The sequence below is a fragment of the Polaromonas aquatica genome, from assembly GCF_042659145.1.
In the GTDB taxonomy this organism is placed as follows: domain Bacteria; phylum Pseudomonadota; class Gammaproteobacteria; order Burkholderiales; family Burkholderiaceae_C; genus Polaromonas; species Polaromonas aquatica.
The window spans coordinates 181,502-207,935 of sequence record NZ_JBHSRS010000013.1 but is presented as its reverse complement, the minus strand read 5'-3'; the positions used below and the strand labels follow the sequence as shown (position 1 = coordinate 207,935).

Below are 26,434 nucleotides of genomic sequence, written 5' to 3'. Positions count from 1 at the left end.
GTCAGCTTTCCTCGGGCATGGCGCCCACGGGTTCATGCAGTGCCTCGCGGCGCGCCTTGCGTTGCGCAAGGCGCTGGTGTACGCCCGCGTAAACCACTGGCACAAAAAACAGGGTAGAGACGGTTGCAAACAGCAGTCCGCCAATCACGGCACGGCCCAGCGGCGCGTTCTGCTCGGCGCCCTCGCCAAGACCAAGAGCCATAGGGATCATGCCTATGATCATGGCCAGCGCCGTCATCAGTACCGGGCGGATGCGCGTGGCGCCGGCTTCAAGTGCGGCCGATAGCGGCGTGATGCCTTCTTCCCTGCGCTGGCGCGCGAACGACACCACCAGAATACTGTTGGCCGTGGCCACACCCATGGTCATGATGGCGCCCGTCAGGGCTGGCACACTGAGCGTCGTACCCGTGATGAACAGCATCCATGCAATGCCGGCCAGCGCCGCCGGCAGTGCAGTAATGATGATGGCAGCGTCTATCCACGACTGGAAAGTCACGACGATCAGCAGGTAGACCAGCACGATGGCCATGGCCAACCCGACGCCAAGACCGATAAACGAGGCCTGCATGGTCTGCACCTGGCCGCGTATGGTGACCTGGTTGCCGCGCGCAAGTTTGGGGGCCATCTCGTCAACCAGCGTCTTGATCTGGCCGGCGATGTTGGCCAGGTCTGTCCCCTGCACGCTCACATAAACATCTATGGCCGGCTGGATGTTGTAGCGCGAGACGATGGGCATTTGCCGCCCCGCCCGGGCATCCACCAGGTTGCCTAGCAACTGGGTCGGGCTGGCAGAGGCCGCCGCGCCATTGGCACCGCTGTTGGCGCCGGGCGTGGCACCGACCGGAATGCCCAGCAGCGCATCCACGGAGTCGACCCGGTATTGCGGCGACTGCACCACGACGTTGTAGACCACCCCATTTTGTGGGTTAAGCCAGAATGCCGGCGCCGTCTGCGAACTGCCCGACAGCGCGATCAACACGTTCTGCCCGACGTTGGCCGCGCCCAGGCCGAACTGCTGCAGCCGCGTGCGGTCCATCTGCAAATCAACCACCGGGCCATCGAGCCGCTGGTGTACGTGCGCATCGACCGCCCCGGGAATCTTGCGTATGGCCTTGGTCAACTCAGCCGCGCGCGCCGCATTGCCAACGACATCATTGCCGGTGAACTGCACGTCGATGGCTGCGGGCAGGCCGAAGTTCAGGATTTGCGTCGCAATATCGGCCGGCTGGAAGAAAAACTCCACGCTGGGGAAGCGCTTTGGCAACTCGGCGCGCAGCAGGCTGATGAATTCATCTGTGGGCCTGTGCCCGTCCTTCAGCGACATCAGTATCTCGCCGTCCATCGTGCCTATGGTGCCTGCATTGCTGTACGAAAGGTTGATGCCGCTGTTGGGCAGGCCAATGTTGTCCAGTATGGTTTCGAGCTGGTCCAGCGGCACCAGTTCACGGATCACGGTCTCCACCGCGTCGGCGATGCGCGCGGTTTCCTCAATGCGGGTGCCGGTAGGCGCACGCATGTGCAGGCGGATCTGGCCCGCATCCACGCCCGGGAAGAAATCACGCCCCAGCACCGGGTACAACAGGCACGACAGCAGGCAAAAACCCAGGAACAGGTAAGCAAAGCGCCGGCGGTGCGACAGCGCGGCCGACAGCGCCAGGGTGTAGGCACGGCGCACGCGCTCGAACTGCGCGTCGAAGCTGCGGTAGAGCCGTTGCAGCAGGCCAGGTTGGGTATTGGCCTTTGCTGCATCGTGCACGCCGCCCATCAGCAGCATCACCAGTGTAGGCACCAGTGTGCGCGACAGGATGTAGGAGGCGAGCATCGCGAACACCACCGCCTCAGCCAGCGGCACGAACAGGAAACGCGCGACACCGGAAAGAAAAAACATGGGGACGAACACGATGCAGATACACAGCGTGGAGACAAAGGCCGCAACGCCGATCTCACCGGCGCCGACTTCGATGGCCTCATTCAACGGCGTGCCCATGTGCAGGTGCCTCTCTATGTTTTCAATCGTCACGATGGCCTGGTCCACCAGGATGCCGACAGAGAGCGCGAGACCGCCAAGCGTCATCAGGTTGAGTGTCTCGCCGAGGGCAAAAAGCGCGAGTATCGAAGCCAGGATGGACAGCGGGATCGTCAGCGCAATGATCAGCGTGCTGCGCCAGTTGCCCAGGAACAGCAGCACCATCATGGCAGTCAGGCAGGCGGCGATCAGCGCCTCGGCCACCACGCCCTGCACGGCCGCCTTGACGAACACCGACTGGTCGAACAAAGGCGTCACCTTGACGTCTGCCGGCAGGGTCTGCACGACGCGCGGCAAAAGGGCCTTCACGTTGGCCACGATATCCAGTGTGGAAGCGCCGCCATTCTTCAGCACAGAGACCAGCACGCCGCGCACGCCATCCTGGCGCACCACGTTGGTTTGCGGCTGGAAACCATCACGCACATGGGCCACATCACGCACGTAGGTGGTGACGTTGTTGACCGTGCGTACCGGCAGGTCGTTGAGGCCGGCCAGCGCATCGGGCGAGCCGTTCATGCGCACGGTGTATTCGGTTTCACCAAACTTGACGGTTCCCGAGGGGAGGATCAGGTTCTGCGTATTGACGGCATTGACAACGTCGGCCGGCGACAGGCCACGTGCCTGCAGGGCCTGTGTATCGAGATCGACGGATATCACGCGCACCTTGCCGCCATAGGGAAACGGCGAGGCGACACCCGGAACAGTGATGAGCTGGGGACGCAAGCCATTGACCGCCACATCAAACAATGCGTTCTCTGCCAATGTCGGGCTGGACAGGGCGAGCTGCATCACCGGAATACTGGATGCGGAATACTTGATCACCAGCGGCGGCGTGATGCCGGGCGGCAGCTGCCGCACCTGCGTCTGCACCGAGGCCACAACCTGCGCAATCGCCGTCTGGATATTGACGCCTGGCTGGAAGAACACCTTGATGATGCTGACGCCGGCCAGCGAGGTCGACTCGATGTGCTCGATGTCACTCACTACCGTGGTCAGGCCGCGCTCGGTCTGGCCCGCCACGCGCTGGCCCATCTCCTGGGCAGGCAGGCCGTTGTAGTTCCAGATCACGCTGATCACCGGGATGTTGATCTCGGGGAAAATGTCCGTCGCCATGTTCTTCAGAACGAATGGCGTAGCCAGCACGATCAACATCGCCATCACGATAAACGTGTAGGGGCGCCTTAGCGCCAACTGGACCATGGACATGGGATGTTCAACTCCGGGTTCGGGTGTATCAAAATGATACGTGAACCTGGTGTTAAGCCGAGGTAAAGCCCCCGGCGGAAAACCCCTAGAGCTTTTCGGTTTCGCCTGTGCGCGGCTGCCACTTCATGAGCCGCTTCTCGATTTTCCCGACAATGCCGTCGAGCACCAGCGCAAACGCCGTCAGTACCACGATGCCGGCAAACACAGTATTCACGTCAAACGTGCCTTCGGCCTGCAGGATCAGGTACCCCACCCCGCGCGCGGACCCCAGGTACTCGCCGACCACCGCCCCCACAAAAGCCAGGCCCACCGACGTGTGCAGGCTGGAAAAAACCCAGCTCGTCGCGCTGGGCAAATACACCGTGCGCAACAATTGCCGCTGGCTGGCGCCCAGCATGCGGGCATTGGCCAGCACCACCGGGCTGACCTCCTTCACCCCCTGGTAGACGTTGAAGAACACGATAAAAAACACCAGCGTGACCGCCAGCGCCACCTTGCTCCAGATACCCAGGCCAAGCCAAAGCGAAAAAATCGGCGCCAGGATCACGCGCGGCATGGAATTGGCGGCCTTGATGTAGGGATCAAGAATTGCGCTGGCCGTGGGCGCCAGCGCCAGCCACAAACCACATGCAAGACCAAGCACCGTACCAATGCCGAAGGCCAGCACGGTTTCAAGCAGGGTCGTGCCCAGGTGCAGGTAGATATCGGCATTACCCGGCAAGCCGTCCGGAAAAAGAGCACTCGGCCCAAAACCGAAAGGCATGAACCAGCTCCACACCCGGCCCGCGACCAGGATGGGCTCGCCAAGGAAAAAAGCGAATTGCTGGTTGCGCGAAGCCAGGTGCCAGCCCACAAGAATGAGCAGCAACAGGCCAAGCTGCCAGAGACGCAGATTGCTTTCAGACGGCTTGAGGTAGCGCCACATGCTCATGCCGCCTTCCGTGCGCAGCGCAAGGCCGCCCCAATCAAGCATAACCCTCTCGGGAGGCAGAGAACTACACGAAGTGAGTGAACATGGGGGCTCATAGTTTTAACTGCTGCGCGTAGCCCTTAAGCACTTCATCGCGCAGAACACTCCATATCTGCGTATGCAACTCCACAAAACGTGGCTGGTGGCGCACCTCTGCCACATCGCGCGGGCGCGGCAGGTCAATCACGAACTCGCCTATCGGGTGGGTAGCCGGCCCGGCCGACAGCACCACCACGCGATCGCTCATGGCAATGGCTTCGTCAAGGTCATGCGTGATGAACAGCACGGCCTTCTTTTTGGCGGCCCAAAGCTCCAGAACCTCGTTTTCCATAAGCTGGCGCGTCTGTATGTCGAGCGCGCTGAAAGGCTCGTCCATCAGGATGATGTCGGGGTCCAGCGCCAGCACCTGGGCCAGGGCCGTGCGCTTGCGCATTCCGCCTGACAGCTCGTGCGGGTAGCGGTCACCAAAACCGCCCAGCCCCACGCGCTCCAGCCATGCCTGTGCCTGGCGGCGCGCCTCGGCATCGGGAACACCGCGGTACTGCAGGCCGACCATCACGTTGTCGATCGCGCTGCGCCACGGCATCAGCGCCTCCGACTGGAACATATAACCGGCCCGGGTGTTGATGCCCTCCAGCGGCTGCCCGAACACCTTCACGCTGCCCAGCGATGGCGCCAGCAGGCCCGCACCGATGTTCAGCAGCGTTGACTTGCCGCAACCAGTGGGTCCGACCACAGAGACAAACTCCCCTGCCTGTATGCGCAAGGTGGTGTTGCCCACGGCCGTGTAACCCTGGTTACGGTCTTCACCGGAACGAAAGGTACAGGTGATGTCCTGCAACTCAAGCGCGTATATGGCCCCCACGTTCCCCACTTCGTGTGACTCACCGCCTCCCGAGGGAGTCGCCCCTCCTCGGGAAGGCCCTGCGTTGTGGCCGGTAGCCTCCACGCTGTTCAAGCTTGAAAGCGTTCTTTGGCGCGGCGGGCAAACTCGTTGGTGTAGGTCTTGCTGATGTCAATCTTGTCGGCCTTGATGGTCGGGTCAAAACTGGCCAGTGCCTTGAGTGCCGTGCGCGCGCCGTCGTCCGGAATGATGCCGTCCAGCGAGATGGATTCACGCACCTTGTTGAACGACGCAAGGTACAGCGCCCGGTCGCCAAGCAGGTAACTTTCGGGCACCGTCTTGATGATGTCGCCAGGGCCCGCCGTCTGCAGCCACTTGAGCCCGTGCACGATGGCATTGGCCAGTGCCTGGCAGGTATTGGGATTTTTCAGGATGAACTCCTGGGAGGCATACAGGCAGGCCGCCGGCATGGTGCCGCCAAACACCTCCTGGGTGCCCTTCAGCGTACGGGTGTCGCTGATGATTTTCACCTCGCCCTTTTGCTCCAGCATGGTCATGACCGGGTCGGTATTGCTCATCGCATCGATCTGGCCCGAGCGCAGCGCCGTCAATGCGCCTGCTGCGGTGCCCACGCCGATAAAGCTCACATCGCTGGCCTTCAGCCCGCCGCGCGACAACACCAGGTTGGCCATCATGTTGGTCGATGAGCCAGGCGCCGACACGCCGATCTTCTTGCCCCTGAGGTCGGCAATCGACTTGTAGTTGGGCATGGTCTTGGTCGAGATACCAAACGCGATCTGGGGCGCCCTGCCCTGCAGCACAAAGGCCCGGTACATCTGGTTTTTGGCCTGCAGGTTGATGGTGTGCTCAAAGGCGCCCGAACACACGTCGGCAGAACCGCCCACCACGGCCTGCAGCGCGCGCGCGCCGCCGGCAAAGTCGCTGATCTCGACGTCCAGGCCTTCGGCCTTGAAATAGCCGAGCTGTTCGGAAATCGTGAGGGGCAGGTAATAAAACGCGGCCTTGCCACCGACGGACAGGGCAATTTTTGTTTTTTCGAGTTTGCCTTGCGCCCTCAGGGCCGGCAGGGCCAGTGTGGCAGCAGCCAGGGCGCTGCCGGCGGCAAAACTTCGGCGGGAGATTTTGAATTCGTTGATCATGTTGATGGGCCTCTCTGTTTTTTTCGGTTATGCCCAAGATTAGCAAGCCGAAAAAAAACCCGCATCGGGGTCATCCCGTGCGGGTTAGTACCCAAAAAAATACCTGTGCTTACGAATGGTTACGGCGAGACCCGATCACAGCGCTACGCCCGGTCAGTTGCTGGTCAGCCCGGAGAATTACCTACTCAGCGATAGCCCAGAAAAAGGATCGCAATATTGACAAACAATGCCGCCGCCCAGATGCTGCTCCTGGTTTTTGCCATGTCCGCAACGTACATCATGATGTAGCCCATGCGCAGCAGCACAAACAGGAAAGCGAGCATGTCCAGCGGGGCCTGCCGCGCCTGCAACAGGTGCGCGATGATCACGGCCGCAAAAAAGAAAGGCAGTGCCTCAAAGGTATTGGCCTGCGCGGCATTGGCGCGGGCGCGCCAGTCGGTCTGGCGGGCCAGCCAGGCACGCGGATTGTTGTTGTCGTAACCACCCGCGCGTTTGGGTGTGCTGAACATGCCGTACTTGGCAATGCCGGCGCAAATGATGGGCAGGAGCGCCGCAACCAGAACACACCAGTAAGCAAAAGTGAAACGTGCAAATGTCATTTTCAAAAGCCTTTTGAGTCCTTGGCCTCCGCAAACATTGCGCAGGCAGCTATCAAAATTATAGTAATGGCAGGATAACCCGGCAACGGCCCCAGCCTCAAAACGGACTGCTGCGTCCGGGCGGCGTCAAGACCTAGCGCCTGTCCACCAGCGCATGCGCGATGGTGCCCAGGTCCACGTATTCGAGTTCGCTCCCTACGGGCACGCCGCGGGCCAGGCGCGTGACCTGCGCACCGCGGCTCTTCAGTGCCTGGGCAATCACATGCGCCGTGGCCTCGCCTTCGGCCGTGAAGTTGGTCGCCAGAATCACCTCCTGCACCTCCCGCGACTCCGGCGGCAATGGCCTGCCGCTGCCGTCCTTGGGCACCACGCGGTCAAACAGTTTTTGCAGGCCTATGTCGTTCGGGCCTATGCCGTCCAGCGGGCTGAGCTTGCCCATGAGCACAAAGTACAGGCCTTTGTAGGCCAGCGTACGCTCAAGCGCGGCCTGGTCCGCCGGGGTTTCAACCACACACAGCTTGCTGCGGTCACGCTGCGGATTGGCGCAGGTGCTGCACACATCCATCTCGGTGAGCGTGTTGCACAGCGAGCAGTGCTGGATGCTGCTCACGGCATGCTCCAGCGCCCGGGCGATTTGCAGGGCGGCAGGCCTGTCGTGCTGCAACAGGTGAAAGGCCATGCGCGCAGCCGACTTGGCGCCTACGCCGGGCAGCTTGCGCAGCGCCTGCGTCAGGCCTTCGAGGGCGTTGGAGTCAGCCATGCAGGGCTATCGACAGACTGGAAATCAGCGCGGTGCTCAAAAAGGCAGTTTCATGCCACCTGGCAGACCGGGCATGCCTTGCGTGAGCTTGCCCATTTTTTCCTGGCTCAGATCCTCGGCCTTGCGCACGGCGGCATTAAACGCTGCGGCGACCAGGTCTTCCAGCATGTCCTTGTCGTCAGTCAGCAGGCTGGGATCGATCTCGACGCGCTTGACGTCATGTTTGCAGGTCATGGTGACCTTGACAAGGCCGGCGCCGGATTCGGCCGTGACCTCAATGAAAGCCAGTTCATCCTGGGCCTTTTTCAGGTTGTCCTGCATGGCTTGCGCCTGCTTCATGAGGCCAGCGAGTTGTCCTTTGTTGAACATGGTTTTTTCCTTTAAAAATGAAGCTTGAAAAGATGACGGGGCCAGAGGCAGAAACCGGCCCCGATCATATCGACTTGGCACCCGCCGCCGCGCCGGTGTTGGCATTGGCATGCAGCGTGGGCTTGATGCTGCCGGGCACGACCTTGGCGCCCCAGTTGCGCATCATGTCCTGCACAAACGGGTCGTTGTGGATGATTTCTTCCGCCTGGCGCTGACGCTCCTGCTGGGCCGCCGTGTTGCGGCGCGCCGGCGTGTCGGTGACCGGGCCGACTTCAACCACAAGCCTGATGGCGGGCTCTGCGTTGACCAGGTTCTGCACCGCCACTTGCAGTTTTTCGCAGGCAGCGGCCTGGACCAGCGACTGGCGTTCGACGCGCAAGGTCCAGGCGCCGTCCTCCTGGGAGCGCAGCTCCGACTGCAGCGCCAGTTCGCGCGCCAGGGCGCCTATGACCTCCCGGCTGACCAGTTCCCCCACATGCTGGCTCCAGGTGTCACCCAGCGGTGTTTTTACAAACTCCGCCGGCGTCGATGGCAAAGACTGGAGCGGCGCGGGTTGGGCCACCGGAGCCGCAACGGCGGGAGGAGCAGGAACAGGCGCGGCCACAGGCGGCTGCGTGGATGCACGAGGTGAACTGTCCTCAACCCAGGGAGGAGGCAGGTCAGAGCTTGTCTCGGACGCAGTTTGAGGCCGTGCGCTTGCTACAGAATCAATAGCTGGTTGCGCTTGCCGGACGGGGGCCTGGGCCTGATTTGGCTTAAAAATTGCCGCTGGCGGCGCCTGGGGCACTACCCTGGCTGGCTCAGGCTGCGACTTTTTTCCAGGCTCGGCGGCGCTCCTCAAGTCAGGAGCCGGGGCAGCCGATGCACGTGCCTCCGAAGGCTTGAAGGCCAGCAAGCGCAGCAACACCATCGTCAGGGCGGCGTACTCGTCGGGCGCAAGGCCCAGCTCGCCCCGGCCATGCAGGCACAGGCTGTAAAGCAACTGGGTTTCGTCGGCAGGCATGGTTTGCGCCAGCCGCGCCGTTTCAGTGGCTTCGGGGTCGGCATCATCATCGCTGGCGCTTTCAGCCGCCCTGCTCATCATCTCGGGCACGGCCTGCAGCACCGCCATGCGTTGCAGCACGGTGGTCATCTCTTCAAGCGTTGACGCGGCGCTCAAGCCGTGCAGGCGCAGGGCTTCTGAGGTCTCGACCACGGTCTTGCCGTCGCCACGCGCCAGCGCATCGAGCAGGCGAAAAACATAGGAGCGGTCCACGCTGCCCAGCATCAGGCGCACACTGGCTTCCAGCAGCTCGCCCGAACCGAAGGCGATCGCCTGATCAGTCAACGACAAGGCATCGCGCATGGAGCCGCGCGCCGCACGCGCCAGCAAACGCAAGGCCTGCGGCTCGGCAGGCACGTTTTCAATGGCCAGGACATTGCCCAGATGCTCCAGCACCGTTTCCGGCGCCATGGGCCGCAGGTTGAACTGCAGGCAGCGCGACAGCACAGTGGCAGGCACTTTTTGCGGGTCCGTCGTGGCCAGTACAAACTTGAGGTATTCGGGCGGTTCTTCCAGCGTCTTGAGCATGGCGTTGAACGCCGTGTTCGTGAGCATGTGGACCTCATCGATCATGAAGACCTTGAAGCGGCCCACAACAGGTTTGTAAACCGCCTGCTCCAGCAACTGGGCGATTTCGTCCACACCGCGGTTGGACGCGGCATCCAGCTCGGTGTAGTCCACAAAACGGCCGCTGTCGATGTCGGTACACGCCTGGCACACACCACACGGCGTGGCGGTGATACCGCCCTGCCCGTCTGTGCCAAGGCAGTTGAGCGACTTGGCAAGAATACGCGAGATGGTGGTCTTGCCCACACCCCGCGTACCTGTAAAAAGGTAGGCGTGATGCAAACGCTGCGTCGTGAGCGCATTGCCCAGCGCCTGCACCACATGCGACTGCCCCACCATCTCAGCGAAATTTTTGGGACGGTACTTACGGGCAAGAACGAGATAGGACATCCAGCCATTCTAAAGTGGCCGGACAGCCTTCCTGCCCCTGATAGCCCATCAGGGCAAGCAAAACCCGCTTTGATTAAAAGCCTTTGGATACCCGGGCACCTGCCAAGTCATTTACAATCGAGGGTGACGGGCCTTCCCGCATGGTAAAGCGGCCAACCGGGTCAGGTGGGGAACCAAGCAGCCCTAACTGTGGAGTCAGTGCCGGGGTCAAGGCTCGTCACCTTACAAACAGGAAAACCGCATAAAACATGCGATTTTCTGCTTTCACGCTCCGTAAAACCGGCTGGCCGTTCACCTGAATTGCCGCGGCGAGCAGACTGCAGCGCCTATTTCTGCGGCAAGGTGCAGTTCTTTTTTAGAAACAAATCCACCAGGTGCTCGTGCCGGGCCTGTGACCAGGCCATGGCTTGCTGGATGTCAATGGCTTTTTGCTGAGCCTGCATCATCTTGTTGGTGCTGTCCTGCATATCCGCCATGCGGGCCCGCATCGACGCTTGCGCCCCCGCGCCACCAACCAGGCCGGCCACCATGCCGACACCCGGGATCATGCCCAAAAGGCCTGATGCCATGGATGCGCCGCGCTGCATGCCGCCACCGCCGCTCATGGCCTGGCTCATCATGCCGTTGCGCGCATCATCCGCTGCCTGCTGGGCGGCTGCCGCCCCCGCTTGCTGTTCAGCCAGGGATTTCTGCAGCGTTTCGGTTTCTGCGTAAATCTGCTGGCAGTCCAGCGCAGCATCCGACATTTTTTTGACCCCGGCTGGCTGGCCACCATACGCGCCCATGCCGGGATTGGGCGGGATGGTCGCACCGTCGTCCGGGGCCATGGCGCCCGTTGCCTGCGCCTGGGCAAAGGCTGGACTTCCAGCCGTGGTGGCCGCGGCCACCAGACAGCAAGCCAGGATACGCATCGTGGCCCTCTCCTTCATTTCGTTAATTCACTTGCTTGAGCAAACCTGGCCAGTCGGTATTGAACATCACACCCAGCATGCGGCCCGGGCCGCTGGCCGGATGCAGTGTGCCTTTGCCAATGCTCGACCAGGTCGGCGATGCGGCGCCCATGTAAATCACCATGAACTGGATGTCCGAGGCCGGGCGTGACGGGTCTATCAGGTCCTTGTTGAGCTCACCATTGACCAGCAAGGGCCTGTCAGTGTTGAGCACCACCAGACGGTAGCCACCGCCGCGCCGCAGGACGGTCAGGCCGTTATAAGTCCCCAACACCACCGGGTTGGCCAGGTCGTGCGGGTCGTTCACGACAATGTTGAGGTTGTCGCCCTCACCCGGCGTATAAAAACTGCCGTCGGCATCACGCACGGTTGCCTTGTTCTCCAGGTTGATGGGGAATGCGTACACCATCAGGCTGGCCATCACGGCCGTCTTCGTGGCCGCACCACGCTTGCCTCCAAAACTCCCACCCTGCATCAGGCTGACGCCCTGCACATTCATCAGCGGCGGCTGTTTGAGCAACAGGCCATACATCTTGTCGAGTTTGGCCCGCATCGCGGCCGCACCGGGTTCAGACAACTTGCCGCCATAGCCCGTTTTGGGGTTGATGCGCCCTTTGGCAGTGCCTGACTCTCCCGGCAAGGTGCCTGCCGAGGCCGGGGTTTTCCAGGCCTGGACGATGTAGTCTGCATGAAAGGCTGCACCGTTCTCGAACTTGCCCGTCGCGCCGCCGGGTGCGCGCCCGGCCTCATCGCCTGTTGCGGATTGCCCGGTGACAGATTTGAAAAGCTGTTCAACGCCGCCCGGTTTTTGAACGCCCTGGGTGATAGCCTGGCCTATCGCCTGCTGTAAAACGCCATTGAGCAAATCGTTGCTGCTGGCCGGAAAAGCCAGCGCCAGCAGTACACATAAAAGCGGAAAACGAATCACAGAGGACATGTCTCACTCCCTGGCTGTTATTGAATCAAAACCCGATACGCAAGCTGACGACATCGTCGGGAGTACAAGCGTGAGCGGTCAGCGCAGGTTTTTGCATAAAACTCCCAAAATCCTGCCGCGGCATCAGTGCCGCACTAGCAAAAAGTTTAGGTAAACAGAACCGTGCAAAATCCCCCAGACGCAAGGGGGTTGCTGCTTGCAACACCTTCCGGGTGTGCACACTCGCAAGCCGCTGCGCCGGTCTTGAGCCGTATTGCACTGCACAAGCGTTTGCATGCTCTCAGGAAGAAGGTACAGCCACCCGCCATGGCCGTGTCCCCCTCATCCGAGGGGGTTTTCCGGATTGGCGCTTTCCTAAACTGGTTTGATGAAAGGCACTACCCGTTCCAGCTCACGCACACTGGCCAGCATTCGCCAGCTTTGCAGCATGGGCCTGTCCCAGGAGTTTTTTATCGTCAAATTCCTAGAAGTGCTGCGCGACTGGGTCCCCGCCGATACCTGCCACTTTGTCTGGGCCGACGGTAAAACACTGCACCCGGTCAACTACAGCGGGGACGCATTTTCAGAAATGCACGCGCTGAACCGTTACCTGACGCACAACGCACTGATTGATGCGCCCGGCCTTTTTCCGGCTTTTCCGCAGGTGATGAGGACACTCACCTCCGGCCTGTTTGGCTGCGATGCGGACAACGCGAAGATTTACCTTGGTTCGGACTTTTACGATGAAGTCCTGCACCCGCTGGATGGACGCTACATGCTCTACCTCGTGGCACGCAACCAGAATGACGAACCGCAGGGTCTGTTTGTGCTGTTGCGCTCCAGGGGTGGCAAGGCCTTCACCGATGCTGATCGCCTGAAGCTGCTGCAGCTGGAGCCCTACCTGCGGTTTGCGTTCTCGGTCAACAGCCATCGCGACATGGACGCGGACAACCAGGACGGCGAAGGCATGCTGATCCTGAACAGCAATGGCGAAGTCAGCCTGCAGGACCGGCAGGCGCGCCGCCTGCTGTGGATGGCCAGCCACGAACAGATCAATGGCAAGGCGCTGATCCACCTGGATGCGCACGGCCTGACACCGCAGATCCGGCGCTTGCACCAGCGGCTGGTCAGCATCTTTCAGGACCGGGAATCCCCTCCGCCGTCATTTGAATGCCGCAACCGGTGGGGCCGCTTTGTCTTCAGGTGTTCGTGGCTGCATGGCCAGCACGAACAGGTCGCCGGGGTTCGCATCACCCATTACATTCCGCGCATCCTGAAAACCTGGCAAGGCCTGCACCGGATGGACCTGGCGCCGCGCCAGCAGCAAGTCGCACTGCTTTACAGTGAGGAGCGCACAACGACGGAAATTGCAGGCGAACTCAATATCAGCCGGCATACGGCGGCCGAGTACATCGATGTGATCTACAACCGCCTCGACATTCCGCACACCCGCAAGGCGCTGCAGGAAGCGCTGCTCCAGCAAGCGGCTGGCTGATGCTGCGCAGCCCGCAGCCATGCAGGGATGGCCGCGCCCCGGCCAGCCTGCAGGGATAGAATCCGGCTCCATGAAGCGTCAGGTCAAATCACCAGCACGCACGCTGGCGAGTCTTCGCCAGCTCTGCTGCCTGAACCTGCCCGAAGAACTCTTCATGCCAAAGTTTCTGGAGGCGCTGCAGGACTGGCTGCCGGTGCACAACTCCCACTTTTACTGGGCCGACCCGAAGACCCTTCAGCCCTCGAATTACTGCGGCGACGGTTTCGGGCAGATGGGCACCATCCGCCAGTTCGTCACCCACACCTCGCAAATGGACCACCCCGGCCTGGGCGTGGCCTTTCCGGCAGTCATGCGGCACCATAGATCGGGCACGTTTGGCTGCGAGGGAGAGGTTCAGACCTACCTCAAGTCAGACATGTATGGCGAAGTGATGCAGCCGTTTGACGGGCGCTACGTGCTCTACCTTGTGCTGCGCGATGCCAACAACCAGCCGCGCGGCCTCATGTCGCTGCTGCGCCACCCGTCGGACAAACCGTTCAGCCACGGTGACCACCAGAAACTGTTGCAGCTGGAGCCCTACCTGCGCCACTCCTTCTCGGTTTCGCCTGGCGCAGCATCCGGCCATGAAATCCGCGACACGGAAGGCATGGCCATCCTTGACACCCATGGCAGCCTGCGGTACCAGGACGAGGCCGCACGCCGGCTGCTGTGGATGGCCAGCCATGAACGAACGGACACCCCTTCGTTGATCCACCTGGATTCGCAGGGAATCACGCCAGCACTTAAAAGGCTGCACCAACGACTGGTCAGCACTTTTCAGGGCCACGCCAGCCCACCGCCAACGCTGGAGCAGCGCAACGGCTGGGGACGTTTTGTGTTCCGGGCTTCGTGGCTCGAAGGCTCGGGCGGTGCGTCGGTCGGAGTGCGCATTTTTCACTACATTCCGCGCCGACTCAAGCTGTGGCAGAGCATTCACAAGGCCTGGCTTGCACCCAGGCAACAAGAGGTCGCGCTGCTGTTTGGCGAAGGCCAGAGCCTGGCGGACATCGCTGCGACGCTGAACATCAGCCGCCACACGGCGGCCGAGTACGTGGATGTGATTTATGAACGCCTGGGCATCACGCCCAGCCGCGAAGCCTTGCAGGACATGCTGTTGCACTGAGCCGGTGCCGGGCATTCATTTCAATCCGCGCGCTCGGGCACGGCATCAGTCGCGCCGCAGTTCGGCCGCAATGGCTGCCACGGCCAGCGCGCCCACAACGGTGACGTGTTCGAACACCGTCATCTTCGTCATGAAGGCTGCCGGGCCCTGCATTTCCCAGAAACGCAGCGCCACGGGAATGGTGGCCAGCGTAAAGACAGCCAATGCCCCGGCGCCCAGCCAGGCGAAGTGCTTGCCGATGATCAGCAGCAGCGAGCCGCCCAGTTGCACCAGGATGGTCAGCAGCGTGAACAGCGCCGGCGGGTAGAGGCCAAAATGCGCCATCTCACCCATGGTCCCGGCAAAGTCCAGCGCCTTGCCAATGCCGCTGCCCCAGAACATGGAAGTCAGCACGATTGCGCCTGCGTGGTACATCCATCGCGCGCGCAACAGGCGTTGAATCGGGTTTTGTTGTTCAGAGGTGGTGATATGCGTCATCAAGGCGTCCAAAAAATTAGCCATGTTAGGGACGCCACGGGACTCAAAAACCCCCTGTTTGAAGGGTGATGGACGGGAAAGAAAACCTGCTGCAGATCGCAGCGGCGCAAACCGATGCCTGGGGTCGTGCTACTTCAAGGCCTCTTCAATCGCCTCTGTCGTCTGTAGCGCATGCTGCGCAATCTGTGCAGACACCAGTGCCAGTGACGCCAGCGCATAGGTGCCGCTGATCACGCCCTTGTAGGCGATCTCTGCAGCCAATGCATCACGGCCCAGGCCTTCGGTTGCGGCGACTATGCAGTCTTCAATGCTGCTCAGTCCCGCGTCGGCGTAAAGGTCTTCGCCTTCGTAGGTGACACGGTAGTCGTACTGGCCTTGAGGGGCTGGGTCTATGTGGAAACGGACGATCATGGCGACCTCTTTGTGGTGTTGCGGGATAAAACTGGCGCTATAAAATCAATAGCTGGTCGCGCGCATGAACAGGCGGCCAGGGGCATAAAAGGCACTCAAAATGCCCTGCCCGAGGCGTTTGAGGCTATTTCGGAAGCGACGAATAAAGCTTGTAGGCACCCGATGTGGCTTCGAGGCGCAAACCGGCTTTCAGTTCCGGCGGCAATACCTGCACCTGGTCCGGGTTAAGCGCCACAAACAGCGGGCCCTGGGCCATGCGTGTCGCCAGTTCAGCATTTCCCGGAACGGCCCTGGCCTTGCCATGGCTGTAGAAAGAAGCTGAATAAGGCAGGTCGCCCATGAACAGCAGCGGCCGCTTGTCGGTGTTGCGCGCCTGGTATTCGGTAACGGCAGTTTTGGCAGTCTTCCAGCTGTCCGCGGCTTGCTCCTTGAGGAAAAAGCCGCCCACCAGCAATGCCATGACCACCACACCGGCGGAGACAACGCCGTCAACCCGGCGGGTCCTGGCATCACCCGCCAGCCAGCCCGCGGCGAGCATGGCCAGCGCAGGCAGGGCCGGCAGAACGTAGGTCCACAAAATATTGCCGGACATGGTGAAAAACAGGCACGGTGCAATCGCCCAGGCCAGCAGGTAAATATGCCACTGGCGCCGCGCAGGTCCTGCCGGCACGGCTGATGCCGCCGCGCCGGGATTGGCCTTGCGCCCTATCGTCAGAAATGGCAGCAGCACGGTCCATGGCAGGCAGGCGCCCAGCGCCAGCAGCCAGATGGCACCGCGTGCCGTGGCGTGTGCCGTGCCGTATTTGTCCCCGGCCCAGCCGGTGACCGTGAAGCGGTGCCAGTGCTCGCCGATGAAAAAGTATTCCCAGAAACCAGGTGTACGGATTTCGGCCATCCAGTACCAGGGCACGGCGATGGCCAGCATCAGCATGCTGCCCCTGATCCACGGAAGCCTCTTCCATGAAGTGATGATGTTGCCGGTAAACAGCGCCCACAGCGCGATGGGTATGCCCGCCAGCACGACGGCAATTGGCCCCTTGGCCAGCAGGCCTATGCCCAGGCCCACAAACAGCAGCCACTGTTCCTTCGGACGTTGCGAACCTGCGCCTTCAAACGGGGCCCAGAAGCCGCGCATGGCCAGTGTGGTACCCAGCACCAGCGCCATATCGGTCATGACGGCTGCGGAGGCGATGAAATACAGCATGGTGCCGCTGAGCAAGGCGACGGTCAGCAACGCTTCGCGCTTCGACCTGCGCCCCACCCAGTCCCAGACCAGCCAGGCGATAAGCACGGCCAACAGGAAATACGGCAGGCGTGCCGCAAATTCATTGATGCCAAAAATTTTGAGGCTGGCCGCCGTCAACCAGGTGGACAAAGGTGGCTTGGCCCAGAACGGCACGCCGTAGTCGTACCAGGGCGTGATCCAGTCGTTCAGCTCCACCATCTTGCGGGCGACTTCTGAATAACGTGCTTCCGTCGTGTCCGTCAGCGGATACAGGCCCATGGTAAGCAAGCGCAGCAGTGCCACGATGGCTAGGGTCCAGCAGAGCAGCTTGCCGGTACCGGCTTCGTTTTTGATGCTCATGACTGGGTGCGCACCGGCGATGCTGCAGACAGGCTCAAAGACGCTGGCTGATATTCATCGAGCAGGTACAACGGCCGGCGCTTGCTTTCCATGAACAGGCGCCCGAGGTACTCACCAATGATGCCCATGGCCATCAACTGCAGGCCGCCCAGGATCAGGATGGTCAGGATCAGCGTGGGGAACCCTTTGACGGACTCGCCTACCGTCAGGATCTTGACCAGCAGCACCAGGGCGTAAATGAAGGCAAAAAACGCCGTCAGGAATCCGGCATAACTTGCCAGCCTGAGCGGCACTACAGAGAACCCGGTAATGCCTTCAATGGCAAAATTAAATAGCTTGAAGTAAGGCCACTTGGTCTCCCCGGCCGCGCGCGCATGCCGGTCATACTCAATGGTGACCTGTTTGTAGCCAATCCAGGCGAACAGGCCTTTCATGAAGCGGTTGCGCTCTGGCAGCTGGTTCAGCGCGTCCACGGCACGGCGGCTGAGCAAGCGGAAGTCGCCCACGTCCTCGGGAATGGGGACTTCCGACAACCAGTTGATGAAGCGGTAAAACCCGTGCGCCGATGCCTTCTTGAACCAGGTCTCGCCCTGGCGGCTGCGCCTGCGCATGTTCACCACATCGGCGCCCTGCCGCCAGACCTGGACCATTTCAGGAATCAGCTCGGGCGGATCCTGCAGGTCGGCATCGATCAGGATCACGGCGCTGCCGCGTGCGAGCTTCAGACCCGCGCTCATGGCCGCTTCCTTGCCGAAATTGCGGCTCAGTGCGGCAACGCCTATGCCCGGATCGGCCTGTTGCAGTTCCTTGAGGACGCGCAGCGTGCCGTCCTTGCTGCCGTCGTTGACATAGATGACTTCCCAGCCTCCCTCGACACCGGCCAGTGCTGCGACCAGGCGACTGTGAAAGATGGGCAGCACGACCTCTTCGTTGTAGGCCGGCACGATGACGCTGAGCGCACAGGGCGAGGCGGGGCTTGCGAAGCCAGGCGCTTCAATGGTTGGGTTCATCAGGCGAAGGTCCAGGAGCGGTTAAGACGGTAGGTCAGGCCAAGCACAACAATCGTTGCCACGGCCTGGGCGGCAAGGTAATGCCATGCCAGCAAATGAACACCGGCCCACACAAGGCCGCCGTTGATCAGCGCACCAGCGATGGCGACAGCAAGGAATCTTGGAATCGCCAGCTGGTGGCGCACGGTGGTGCCGGGAAAGGTGATGAGCCGGTTGACGATATAGGAAACGGCGGCGCCGCACAAGGCACCGATGGCTGCCGACGGCGCGGGAGCAAAGGCAAACACTTCTACCAGAATGAGCAGCACGGCATAGTGCACGGCAGTAGCAATGCCACCGGCCAGTGTGTACCAGAAAAATATCATTGCGCTCCGAAGGTTTGTTCGCTGCCGATTTTATCAAAGCGGTGGTGAGGATTAGGCAACACCGCCGACACCTGCGCCCTTATCTGCGTTATATTGAAAGCATGTTTGAAGTACTGGTGTACGTCTATGAAAATTACTGGCAAGGTGACGCTTGCCCCGAACTTCAGCAACTGGGCCGCAAGCTGACAGCGGTTGGTTTTGAAGCCGAGGAAATCCAGGCCGCACTGGTCTGGCTGGACGGCCTGAACCTCGCCGCACAAGGCACGCAGATCTGCCTGCCGCCAGCCGAACCGCAAGGCCTGTCCCACAGCCTCGCAACGAGCCAGGACGTCCAGGCTCAATCCCTTGGCAGCCTGCGGGTTTATTCCGTTACCGAGCAGGAGCACCTGGGTGCCGAGACCCTGGGTTTTGTGAGCTTCCTGGAGTCGTCCGGGGTGCTGCCGCCCCATATGCGCGAAATCGTTATAGACCGTGCCATGGCTGCGCCGGGTGATCCAGTCACGCTGGATGATCTCAAAATCATCGTCCTGATGGTCTACTGGAGTTTTGGCCAGGAGCCCGATGCACTGGTGCTTGACGAACTTTGCGACGACACCGCGCAGCGTCTGGCGCATTGAATCAATAGAGCTCCGGCACTTTTCGCTTCGCCTGCCGAAGTGCACCACTTCAAGCAGGCTAACCCAGCAGGCGCTCGGGGTTCGCATCCAGCTTGGTCAGCGCGTCGCGGGTTGCACGCACTGTCAGAGCCTCTTCTTCTGTGGGTACCAGCAAACCGGCCTGCAGGTAGGCCGCCAGCCGGCGCGCCTGAATCAGGAAGTTACGGCCGTCGGCTGATGCAAACAGGTGCAATTGCTTGCGATCACTGCACCAGGCAAACTGCACATGGCTGGTACGCCCGTTGTGGTCCAGCGTGAACCATGCCCCCAGTTGCAGCTCCTGGGCCCAGGCCCGCATGGCTTCGGTGGGCTGGCTGCCGCCGTCGGTAATGACCTCGAGGTCGGAGGCATCAATGCCTATCATCATCACCAGGTTTTCAGTATCCAGCGGAAGATCGCCCACATCCTCATCGGACAGGTAGTCCTCCAGGTTGGCAAGGCGTTTGGCCATGGCTTCGATGTGCTCTGCGGAAATGGCATCGGTTTTGGACATGAAGGCATCCGCCAGCGTGTCGCTGATCACCTTGATATGCACATCCTGCTCCCTGGTGCCCGTGCCCAGCATGGACATGCCCAGGCGCAAAAGCTGCAGCAGCTTAGGCAGGTCCGCAATCACCTTGGCCCGGTCCACGCGGTTTGGTTTTGCACTCGCTGCCCACACCAGGTCCGCAGCAGCGCGTTTGAGCGTGATGGTTTCCTCGTGCTGCGGGCCGTTCCGCATCGCCGCAATCGCCAGCACCTCGGCCCATACCTTGAAAAGAAATTCGCGGATTTCCTCACGCACCGGCATGTCGTTGAGCATGTTGCGCATCTCGATGGTGTACTGGATGGCCATCGTCTCTTTTTGCTCAACCTGCTGGGCAACGCTCACCACGCGGGCAGCACTGCCGTTCTCGGACAGGAATTTCGAAAGGAATTTCTGGAATTCGTCATACACCAGCTGGAACACGCGGCGGCCGGTTTCAGGGTATTGCTCTATCACCTGGACAACACGCCGGATTTCCGCCTCCATCGCGCCGCCGGATACCTCCGCATCAAAGCCCAGCACGCAGGAGCCCATGCGGTCAATCAGCCGGCGTGCCGGGTGCTGCAGCGAGCCGAAAAACTCAGGCTCGGAAATGGCAACGCGCAACACCGGCATTTGCAGGCGGGCAAACCAGACACGTATTGCGGGTGGGATGCGGTCTTCGGCCAGGATGCTCTGGAACATCAGGGCAACGATTTCGATCGTCGCTTTTTCGGCCGACGTGGCAGCCGCCTTCTTGAGGTTGCTGGTTCGCTGGCGCAAGGCGGTAGCAGCCTGCTCCACGTGCACCTGGCCATAAACCTGGTCAGGCCCCACACCGGCAAGCACGGTGCGTTCATTGCTGCTCTCGGCCGCCGCCATGCCGGCAAAAGCCTGCGCGAGCTGCGGAGATTCCTGCGAGGCCCGCGTGTCATCAAACCCGGCGACCTGGTTCGTGAGCAGGCGTTTCAGGCTACCCATCACACCCTGGGCCCGCATGCGGGCTCTGGCCAGCGGCGTGGTTGCGGTCTGCATGCGGGTTTCATCGTGCGGCGAGGAATGGCCCATGGACGACTCCGCCCCGGCTCTCACGGCCTGTCCCCCATGAGAAGAACGGCCAAAACCACTGGCGCGAGCCCTCTCGCTGGCGCGCCCCCCCCCAAAAGTCCCCAGGTCACTGCCCGGGCCCCTGGCCGAACCACCGTGGCCGCCCGGGCCTGTCGCACTGCCAGTCCCGGCCCCTGTGCCTGTATCGGCAACTCCGCCATCGGCCGCTCTTGCCGCACTACCCGGCTGCCCCGCCACAACAGCGGAAGGCGTACGCTTGACCAGGGGACGCAAATCGATCTCGGCCATCACACCCTGCCGGACAAGGAACTCGTTGGCCGCGTGATAAGCCTCCAGCAGGTGCTCAGCCATGCGCCCCTGGATGGTGTCCTGCACCAGCACCCACAATTCACGTGAGAGGTTTGCCGAGGTCCACTGTTCCACCAGCTTTTCGGCCAGCACCTCGGGACGCAGGATGTCGCCCTTGCGCAACTCCGCAATACCTTCAAGGCTTTGAATCCGCAAGCGCAGGTCATTGAGCTCCCAGCTTGCAAAGTCCAGCAGGCGCAAGGCCAGGCGCGAGGAGAGAATCTTGTCCTCCATGACCTCGTCGCCCATCAGTTCGAACTTGCCGCTGTCGATCAGTGAACGGGCCGCAGCCGACACCGCAGGCTGTACCTGCGCCTTTCTCCAGGCTTTGGCTGTGCCATTGACCCAGGCAGTGCCGCCGGCCTGAAAGGCAAGCCAGCCATCCCGGCGCTCCTGCATTTCAGGCGCGCTTCCGGGCTGGTCCACCAGCACCAGCAGCCTTTCGCCAAGTGCCCTGGACAACAGGGGCAAGACCCGGCAGGCATGCTCCGTGAAAAGCTCGCGTGCCTGCGAGGCTAAAAGACTATTCTTATTGTTATTGGCAGCCACAGGCAGTTGGGTAATAAACGCTCAGCTTACACCGTGGCACCGGCATTCGGGTCGTTTGGATCTTCATCCTTCTTGACGCTGACCTTGACCAGGTCTTCCCGCTTGATGCCAAGCCACATTGCAATAGCAGCCGCCACGAACACGGATGAGTAGATACCAAACAGGATACCGATGGTCAGCGCCAATGCAAAGTAAAACAGGGTCGGGCCGCCGAACAGCAGCATGGACAGCACCATGATCTGGGTGGAGCCGTGGGTGATGATGGTCCGGCTGATCGTGGAGGTGATGGCGTGATCGATGATCTCGGTCGTCTGCATCTTGCGGTAACGCCGGAAGTTTTCGCGTATACGGTCGAAAATCACCACGGATTCATTGACGGAATAGCCCAGCACAGCCAGAACGGCGGCCAGCACCGACAGCGAGAACTCCCACTGGAAGAACGCAAAAAAGCCCAGAATGATGATCACGTCATGCAAATTGGCAATGATGGCAGCGACAGCATACTTCCACTCGAAGCGAAAAGCCAGATAGATCATGATGCCCAGCACCACCATGCCCAGGGCTTTCAGGCCATCGTGGGCCAGCTCCTCCCCGACCTGCGGTCCCACGAACTCCGTACGCCTCAGGGTCACTTCGCTGTCGGCGGCTTTCAGGGCGCCCATGACCTTTTCGCTTTGCTGCGCCGTGCTCACGCCCTTTTGTGCAGGCAGGCGGATCATGACGTCCCTCGAAGTGCCGAAGTTCTGCACCTGTACGTCGGCAAAGCCCAAGCCGGTCACCAGGGTGCGGATCTTTTCAACCTCGGTCGGCTTGGAGTAGTTGACCTCCATGACCGTGCCGCCGGTGAACTCCACCGACAGGTGCAGGCCCCGCGAAAACAGGAAAAACACCGCCAGCGCAAACGTGACAAACGAGATCACGTTAAAAATCAGCGCATGCCGCATGAACGGGATGTCTTTGTGGATCTTGAAAAATTCCATGGCTACTTACCTGCTCTTTCCTGTGGTCTCATTTCGCCGAGGCGGATTTTTTCGGTTCGGGCAGGCCATTCGCGGGTGCCGGACGCCAGACCGTACCAATCGACACGGACTTGAGCTTTTTCTGGCGGCCGTACCAGAAGTTGACAAGGCCACGCGAGAGGAACACTGCGGAGAACATGCTGGTCAGGATGCCTATGCAGTGCACCACGGCAAAACCGCGCACCGGCCCCGAGCCGAAGGCCAGCAATGCCAGGCCCGCAATCAGCGTACTGATGTTCGAGTCCAGGATGGTTGCCCAGGCGCGTTCGTAACCCGCATGGATCGCCGCCTGCGGCGATGCGCCGCTGCGAAGTTCCTCGCGTATGCGTTCGTTGATCAGCACGTTGGAGTCAATCGCCATACCGAGTGCCAGGGCCATGGCGGCCATGCCTGGCAGGGTCAAGGTGGCTTGCAGCATGGACAGCACCGCCACCAGCAGCAAAAGATTCACGGCCAGTGCGATGCCCGAAAACAGGCCGAACAGCATGTAGTACGCGCCCATGAAGGCCACGATCACGACAAAACCCCAGGCCACACTGTGGAAGCCCTTGGAAATATTGTCAGCGCCAAGGGTTGGGCCTATGGTGCGCTCCTCGATGATTTCCATGGGCGCGGCCAGTGAGCCCGCACGCAGCAACAATGCGAGGTCGTTCGCCTCGGAAACGCTCATGGTGCCCGAGATCTGGAAACGGTTGCCGAGTTCGCCCTGGATGACGGGTGCCGTCAGGACTTCGCCCTTGCCCTTTTCAAACAGCAGGATGGCCATGCGTTTCTTGAGGTTTTCACGGCTGGTATCGCGCATGATGCGGCCGCCTTTGGCGTCCACCGTCAGGTCCACCTTGGGTTGCTGGTTCTGGGAGTCAAAGCCAGGCTGTGCATCGGTCAGGTTTTCGCCGGTGATGATCACCTGCTTTTTGACGATCACAGGACGGCCATCGCGTTCCAGGAAGCGTTCCGAACCAAAAGGCACGGGGCCCGTGTTGTTCTCTGCCGCGCGGCCTTCGCTGCTCTCGTCAACCAGGCGCATTTCGAGCGTTGCCGTGCGGCCCAGGATGTCCTTGGCCTTGGCGGTGTCCTGCACACCCGGCAGTTGCACCACGATGCGGTCAAGGCCCTGTTGCTGGATCACCGGCTCGGCCACGCCCAGCTCATTGATCCGGTTGTGCAGGGTGACCATGTTCTGCTTGAGGGCCTGGTCCTGGATGCGGCGCGCCGCTTCGGGCTTGATGGTCGCCACCATCTTGTACTCGACGCCGTCCGGTGCATCCGTGGTTTGCAGGTCGGGGAACTGGTCCTGGATCAGGTTTTTTGTGGCCGTCAGGGTCTGGGTATCGCGAAACCTGACTTCAATGCTCTGCCCGTTGCGGTTGATGCCGGCGTGGCGGATGTTCTTTTCGCGCAGCGACAGGCGCAAATCGCCTGCCAGCGACTCGGCCTTTTTGGTCAGCGCCGCCTGCATGTCCACCTGCAGCATGAAATGCACGCCACCGCGCAGGTCAAGGCCGAGGTACATGGGCGCAGCATGCAGCGAGGTCAGCCAGGCAGGTGAGCGCGACAGCAGGTTGAGCGCAACGATGTAGGAAGGGTCGGAAGGATCCGGGATCAGCGCCTTCTGTATCGCATCCCTGGCCTTGAGCTGGGTATCCGTGTCGTCAAAACGTGCCTTGACGGAGTTGCCGTCAAAGGCCACTGCATCCGCTGCAATGCCGGCGTCCTTGAGCGCCTGCTCCACGCGGGTGACGGTGGTGCTGTCTATCTTGACGATTGACTTGCCGCTGGACACCTGCACCGCCGGCGCTTCGCCGAAAAAGTTGGGCAAGGTGTACACGATGGCGATCAGCAGCGCGACCGCGATGATGACGTACTTCCAGACCGGATAACGATTCATGGGAATGCTGTTCCTGGTGAACTAATGGGCGGCAAGACTAAAAGGCGTCAATACGATACGGCCTTCAGGACGGCAAGCCGGATGGACCGGCCCCGATGGCTGGACGCATCTGGACCGGTGATCTGGCAGTACCGCTTATTTGGAGCTGCTGATGGCGCCCTTGGGCAACACCTGGACAATCGCGCTGCGCTGCAGCTGCACTTCAACGCCGGACGCAATTTCCAGCGTCAGGTAAGCATCGCTCATCTTGGTGACCTTGCCGAGCAGGCCGCCTGCGGTTGCCACTTCGTCGCCCTTGGCGAGCGCGTCAATCATGGCGCGGTGCTCTTTTTGTTTTTTCATCTGCGGGCGGATCATGACGAAATACAGCACCACAAACATCAGCACCAGCGGCAGCATGCCGGTGAGCGACGACATCATGTCGCTGCCACCTGCGGCAGCAGCGGGAGCGGTTTGGGCAAAAGCAGAAGAAATGAACACGGCAAACTCCACAAAAATTTTGTTAACTTCGGGTCAAAAATGACATTGCTCTTCTGTAACCAAAGAACATAGCCCGTGATTGTATGCGGGCAGGGAGTGCCGAAAAGACAGGCCGTACGCTTTGCAGGGGTTAATCCGGAGCAGTGCATCGACGGGACATCAGGGCAGCTTCACGGCGCTACTGAATCAATAGCTGCCTGCGCCCGCCATCCGGCGGCTACAGACGGAAATAGCCCAAAACACCCTGCCCGGCTGCACGCCCGCTGGCCAGGCAGGCCGTGAGCAGATAACCGCCCGTAGGCGCCTCCCAGTCAAGCATTTCCCCGGCGCAGAACACCGGGCAGGCCAGGCCCTGCAGGGTTTTAAGCTGCAGGCCGGCATCCATGGCCTCAAACTTCACGCCCCCTGCGCTGCTGATGGCCTCATCAAGGGGCCGGGCGGCAACCAGCGTGACCGGAAGTGCCTTGATGGCATGGGCCAGCCTGACCGGGTCGTTGATGGCATCCCTGTCAAGCAGTTCATGCAGCATGGCCGCCTTGATGCCGTCCAGGCTCAGGCGGCTCTTGAGATGGCTGGACAATGAACGCGAGCCGCGCGGATGGCGTACCTCGACCAGCACCTGCTCGGCTGATTTGCCGGGAAGCAGATCCAGCAGGAACGTCGCCTGGCCTTTGGCGTTGATTTCATCGCGCAGCAGGCTGGAAGCGGCGTACACCAGGCTGCCCTCGACGCCGGTGGCGGTGGCGACAAACTCGCCCTTGCGGCTGAAGCTGCGCCCCTGCGAGTCGCTGAAGCTGATGGCGACAGATTTAAAGGGCTGGCCCGCAAAACGGCTTTTGAAGTGCTCTGTCCAGCCAACGCCGGCTTCGCCCTTGCCCACCAGCTCCTTTAAAAACTCGCGGCGGGTTTCCAGCGGCGCCGCCGCACTTTCAGTCGGGCGGCTTGCGGCCACGTCAAACCCGCAGTTGGACGGCTGAAGCGGTGCCATCGGCACACCACGCGCCGCCAGCAACGGCACCCAGGCGCCGTCCGAACCCAGGCGTGCCCAGCTGCCACCACCCAGGGCCAGCACCACGGCATCGGCCTGCACCAGCAGTTCGCCGGCCGGGGTTGAAAACTTCAGCGCGCCATCATCAGCCCAACCCAGCCAGCGATGCCGCATGAAAAACTTCACGCCGGCATTGCGCAAACGCTGCAGCCAGGCACGCAGCAATGGTGCGGCTTTCATGTCCTTGGGAAACACCCGGCCCGAGCTGCCGACAAAGGTTTCCACACCCAGCGCTTCAGCCCAGGCGCGCAATTGGGGCGCACCAAAACTTGCCAGCAACGGTTCGAGATTGGCCCGGCGCTCGCCGTAGCGGCCCATAAATGGCTCAAAATCCTCGGAATGTGTCAGGTTGAGGCCGCCCTTGCCTGCCAGCAAAAACTTGCGCCCCACCGAAGGCATGGCGTCATAAACCTGCACCGTGACGGCGCTGCCCGCACCGGCCAGCACCTCGGCCGCCATCAGGCCCGCCGGCCCACCGCCGATAACGGCAATACGAAAAGGTTGCGATGAAGTCGGGGCGTTGATCAAGGGAGGTTCCGTCTGCGCAAGCTGGCTGAAAAGCCATTTTG

General features: G+C 61.3%; 23 protein-coding genes and 1 other RNA gene. 4 read left to right on the top strand and 20 right to left on the bottom strand.

Features of this window, described 5'->3' with window-relative positions; translation table 11 throughout:
• Nucleotide 1 precedes the first annotated feature (1 nt).
• From ACFQND_RS05095 to dnaX, 8 genes are all read right to left on the bottom strand, one after another.
• Nucleotides 2-3,232: an efflux RND transporter permease subunit gene (locus tag ACFQND_RS05095; RefSeq protein WP_377412501.1), complete on the bottom strand. Its 3,231-nt coding sequence runs from the start codon at nt 3,230-3,232 to the stop codon at nt 2-4.
• Nucleotides 3,233-3,317: 85 nt separating this feature from the next.
• Nucleotides 3,318-4,157, bottom strand: coding sequence for an ABC transporter permease (locus ACFQND_RS05090; RefSeq protein WP_371437938.1), 840 nt, complete (start codon nt 4,155-4,157; stop codon nt 3,318-3,320).
• A 97-nt stretch (nt 4,158-4,254) separates the two neighbouring features.
• The gene (locus ACFQND_RS05085) at nt 4,255-5,067 is read right to left on the bottom strand and encodes an ABC transporter ATP-binding protein (protein ID WP_371437756.1); all 813 of its coding nucleotides are present in this window, start codon (nt 5,065-5,067) and stop codon (nt 4,255-4,257) included.
• Nucleotides 5,068-5,156: 89 nt separating this feature from the next.
• A complete protein-coding gene (locus tag ACFQND_RS05080; RefSeq protein ID WP_371437757.1) occupies nt 5,157-6,206 on the bottom strand; it encodes an ABC transporter substrate-binding protein in 1,050 nt (349 codons plus the stop codon).
• A gap of 185 nt (nt 6,207-6,391) precedes the next feature.
• Nucleotides 6,392-6,805, bottom strand: a complete 414-nt coding sequence (locus ACFQND_RS05075; protein ID WP_371437758.1) for an MAPEG family protein — start codon at nt 6,803-6,805, stop codon at nt 6,392-6,394.
• A 133-nt stretch (nt 6,806-6,938) separates the two neighbouring features.
• Complete coding sequence (gene recR, locus ACFQND_RS05070; RefSeq protein WP_371437759.1) at nt 6,939-7,565, bottom strand: recombination mediator RecR; 627 nt, start codon at nt 7,563-7,565, stop codon at nt 6,939-6,941.
• Nucleotides 7,566-7,601: 36 nt separating this feature from the next.
• Nucleotides 7,602-7,934 (bottom strand): YbaB/EbfC family nucleoid-associated protein, encoded by a 333-nt coding sequence (locus ACFQND_RS05065; protein ID WP_371437760.1) that lies wholly within the window; start codon nt 7,932-7,934, stop codon nt 7,602-7,604.
• A 64-nt stretch (nt 7,935-7,998) separates the two neighbouring features.
• The gene (gene dnaX, locus ACFQND_RS05060; protein WP_371437761.1) at nt 7,999-9,933 is read right to left on the bottom strand and encodes a DNA polymerase III subunit gamma/tau; all 1,935 of its coding nucleotides are present in this window, start codon (nt 9,931-9,933) and stop codon (nt 7,999-8,001) included.
• Between the two features lie 125 nt (nt 9,934-10,058).
• On the opposite strand from dnaX, the gene ffs reads away from it, so the two are divergent.
• An RNA gene (gene ffs, locus ACFQND_RS05055) (signal recognition particle sRNA small type) lies at nt 10,059-10,155 on the top strand.
• A gap of 104 nt (nt 10,156-10,259) precedes the next feature.
• Here ffs and ACFQND_RS05050 read toward each other — a convergent pair.
• Nucleotides 10,260-10,844 carry a hypothetical protein gene (locus ACFQND_RS05050; RefSeq protein WP_371437762.1) on the bottom strand — a complete coding sequence of 195 codons (585 nt, stop codon included), beginning with the start codon at nt 10,842-10,844 and terminating at the stop codon, nt 10,260-10,262.
• Between the two features lie 22 nt (nt 10,845-10,866).
• Nucleotides 10,867-11,820: a hypothetical protein gene (locus ACFQND_RS05045; protein ID WP_371437763.1), complete on the bottom strand. Its 954-nt coding sequence runs from the start codon at nt 11,818-11,820 to the stop codon at nt 10,867-10,869.
• 367 nt (nt 11,821-12,187) lie between these two features.
• On the opposite strand from ACFQND_RS05045, the gene ACFQND_RS05040 reads away from it, so the two are divergent.
• Entirely contained in the window at nt 12,188-13,294 is a 1,107-nt protein-coding gene (locus tag ACFQND_RS05040; RefSeq protein WP_371437764.1) for a helix-turn-helix transcriptional regulator, read from the top strand.
• 70 nt (nt 13,295-13,364) lie between these two features.
• Nucleotides 13,365-14,456: a helix-turn-helix transcriptional regulator gene (locus ACFQND_RS05035; RefSeq protein ID WP_371437765.1), complete on the top strand. Its 1,092-nt coding sequence runs from the start codon at nt 13,365-13,367 to the stop codon at nt 14,454-14,456.
• 45 nt (nt 14,457-14,501) lie between these two features.
• Here the strand turns inward: ACFQND_RS05035 and ACFQND_RS05030 are convergent, their stop codons facing one another.
• The 5 genes from ACFQND_RS05030 to ACFQND_RS05010 all read right to left on the bottom strand — a co-directional run bounded on the left by ACFQND_RS05030 (nt 14,502) and on the right by ACFQND_RS05010 (nt 18,304).
• The gene (locus tag ACFQND_RS05030) at nt 14,502-14,957 is read right to left on the bottom strand and encodes a DoxX family protein (protein ID WP_371437766.1); all 456 of its coding nucleotides are present in this window, start codon (nt 14,955-14,957) and stop codon (nt 14,502-14,504) included.
• 105 nt (nt 14,958-15,062) lie between these two features.
• Nucleotides 15,063-15,344 (bottom strand): hypothetical protein, encoded by a 282-nt coding sequence (locus tag ACFQND_RS05025; protein WP_371437767.1) that lies wholly within the window; start codon nt 15,342-15,344, stop codon nt 15,063-15,065.
• A gap of 124 nt (nt 15,345-15,468) precedes the next feature.
• The gene (locus ACFQND_RS05020; protein WP_371437768.1) at nt 15,469-16,929 is read right to left on the bottom strand and encodes an ArnT family glycosyltransferase; all 1,461 of its coding nucleotides are present in this window, start codon (nt 16,927-16,929) and stop codon (nt 15,469-15,471) included.
• Nucleotides 16,926-17,939 carry a glycosyltransferase family 2 protein gene (locus tag ACFQND_RS05015; RefSeq protein WP_371437769.1) on the bottom strand — a complete coding sequence of 338 codons (1,014 nt, stop codon included), beginning with the start codon at nt 17,937-17,939 and terminating at the stop codon, nt 16,926-16,928. Before ACFQND_RS05015 ends, ACFQND_RS05020 begins: the two co-directional genes overlap by 4 nt.
• Complete coding sequence (locus ACFQND_RS05010; RefSeq protein WP_371437770.1) at nt 17,939-18,304, bottom strand: GtrA family protein; 366 nt, start codon at nt 18,302-18,304, stop codon at nt 17,939-17,941. The genes ACFQND_RS05015 and ACFQND_RS05010 overlap by 1 nt, the downstream gene beginning before the upstream one ends.
• Nucleotides 18,305-18,405: 101 nt before the next feature.
• Between ACFQND_RS05010 and ACFQND_RS05005 the strand changes: the two genes are divergently transcribed.
• Nucleotides 18,406-18,921, top strand: coding sequence for a DUF494 domain-containing protein (locus ACFQND_RS05005; protein WP_371437771.1), 516 nt, complete (start codon nt 18,406-18,408; stop codon nt 18,919-18,921).
• Nucleotides 18,922-18,979: 58 nt separating this feature from the next.
• On the opposite strand, the gene ACFQND_RS05000 is transcribed toward ACFQND_RS05005, so the two are convergent.
• The 5 genes from ACFQND_RS05000 to ACFQND_RS04980 form a co-directional block, all read right to left on the bottom strand.
• Entirely contained in the window at nt 18,980-21,430 is a 2,451-nt protein-coding gene (locus ACFQND_RS05000) for a DUF1631 family protein (RefSeq protein ID WP_371437772.1), read from the bottom strand.
• A 26-nt stretch (nt 21,431-21,456) separates the two neighbouring features.
• Complete coding sequence (gene secF, locus ACFQND_RS04995) at nt 21,457-22,410, bottom strand: protein translocase subunit SecF (protein WP_371437773.1); 954 nt, start codon at nt 22,408-22,410, stop codon at nt 21,457-21,459.
• Nucleotides 22,411-22,438: 28 nt separating this feature from the next.
• A complete protein-coding gene (gene secD, locus ACFQND_RS04990; protein ID WP_371437774.1) occupies nt 22,439-24,337 on the bottom strand; it encodes a protein translocase subunit SecD in 1,899 nt (632 codons plus the stop codon).
• A gap of 135 nt (nt 24,338-24,472) precedes the next feature.
• Nucleotides 24,473-24,817, bottom strand: a complete 345-nt coding sequence (gene yajC / locus ACFQND_RS04985; RefSeq protein WP_371437775.1) for a preprotein translocase subunit YajC — start codon at nt 24,815-24,817, stop codon at nt 24,473-24,475.
• Between the two features lie 217 nt (nt 24,818-25,034).
• Complete coding sequence (locus tag ACFQND_RS04980) at nt 25,035-26,393, bottom strand: TIGR03862 family flavoprotein (RefSeq protein WP_371437776.1); 1,359 nt, start codon at nt 26,391-26,393, stop codon at nt 25,035-25,037.
• Between the last annotated feature and the right edge of the window lie 41 nt (nt 26,394-26,434).

What these genes read in the sequence shown, in the direction of transcription:
- secF (WP_371437773.1), bottom strand. Translation starts at nt 22,410, where the DNA reads ATGGAATTTTTCAAGATCCACAAAGACATCCCGTTCATGCGGCATGCG.
- ACFQND_RS05075 (WP_371437758.1), bottom strand. Translation starts at nt 6,805, where the DNA reads ATGACATTTGCACGTTTCACTTTTGCTTACTGGTGTGTTCTGGTTGCG.
- ACFQND_RS05095 (WP_377412501.1), bottom strand. Translation starts at nt 3,232, where the DNA reads ATGTCCATGGTCCAGTTGGCGCTAAGGCGCCCCTACACGTTTATCGTG.
- ACFQND_RS05090 (WP_371437938.1), bottom strand. Translation starts at nt 4,157, where the DNA reads ATGTGGCGCTACCTCAAGCCGTCTGAAAGCAATCTGCGTCTCTGGCAG.
- ACFQND_RS05010 (WP_371437770.1), bottom strand. Translation starts at nt 18,304, where the DNA reads ATGATATTTTTCTGGTACACACTGGCCGGTGGCATTGCTACTGCCGTG.
- ACFQND_RS05080 (WP_371437757.1), bottom strand. Translation starts at nt 6,206, where the DNA reads ATGATCAACGAATTCAAAATCTCCCGCCGAAGTTTTGCCGCCGGCAGC.
- ACFQND_RS05005 (WP_371437771.1), top strand. Translation starts at nt 18,406, where the DNA reads ATGTTTGAAGTACTGGTGTACGTCTATGAAAATTACTGGCAAGGTGAC.
- ACFQND_RS05030 (WP_371437766.1), bottom strand. Translation starts at nt 14,957, where the DNA reads ATGGCTAATTTTTTGGACGCCTTGATGACGCATATCACCACCTCTGAA.
- recR (WP_371437759.1), bottom strand. Translation starts at nt 7,565, where the DNA reads ATGGCTGACTCCAACGCCCTCGAAGGCCTGACGCAGGCGCTGCGCAAG.
- ACFQND_RS05065 (WP_371437760.1), bottom strand. Translation starts at nt 7,934, where the DNA reads ATGTTCAACAAAGGACAACTCGCTGGCCTCATGAAGCAGGCGCAAGCC.
- ACFQND_RS05045 (WP_371437763.1), bottom strand. Translation starts at nt 11,820, where the DNA reads ATGTCCTCTGTGATTCGTTTTCCGCTTTTATGTGTACTGCTGGCGCTG.
- ACFQND_RS05015 (WP_371437769.1), bottom strand. Translation starts at nt 17,939, where the DNA reads ATGAACCCAACCATTGAAGCGCCTGGCTTCGCAAGCCCCGCCTCGCCC.
- secD (WP_371437774.1), bottom strand. Translation starts at nt 24,337, where the DNA reads ATGAATCGTTATCCGGTCTGGAAGTACGTCATCATCGCGGTCGCGCTG.
- dnaX (WP_371437761.1), bottom strand. Translation starts at nt 9,933, where the DNA reads ATGTCCTATCTCGTTCTTGCCCGTAAGTACCGTCCCAAAAATTTCGCT.
- ACFQND_RS05035 (WP_371437765.1), top strand. Translation starts at nt 13,365, where the DNA reads ATGAAGCGTCAGGTCAAATCACCAGCACGCACGCTGGCGAGTCTTCGC.
- ACFQND_RS05025 (WP_371437767.1), bottom strand. Translation starts at nt 15,344, where the DNA reads ATGATCGTCCGTTTCCACATAGACCCAGCCCCTCAAGGCCAGTACGAC.
- ACFQND_RS05050 (WP_371437762.1), bottom strand. Translation starts at nt 10,844, where the DNA reads ATGCGTATCCTGGCTTGCTGTCTGGTGGCCGCGGCCACCACGGCTGGA.
- ACFQND_RS05040 (WP_371437764.1), top strand. Translation starts at nt 12,188, where the DNA reads ATGAAAGGCACTACCCGTTCCAGCTCACGCACACTGGCCAGCATTCGC.
- ACFQND_RS05020 (WP_371437768.1), bottom strand. Translation starts at nt 16,929, where the DNA reads ATGAGCATCAAAAACGAAGCCGGTACCGGCAAGCTGCTCTGCTGGACC.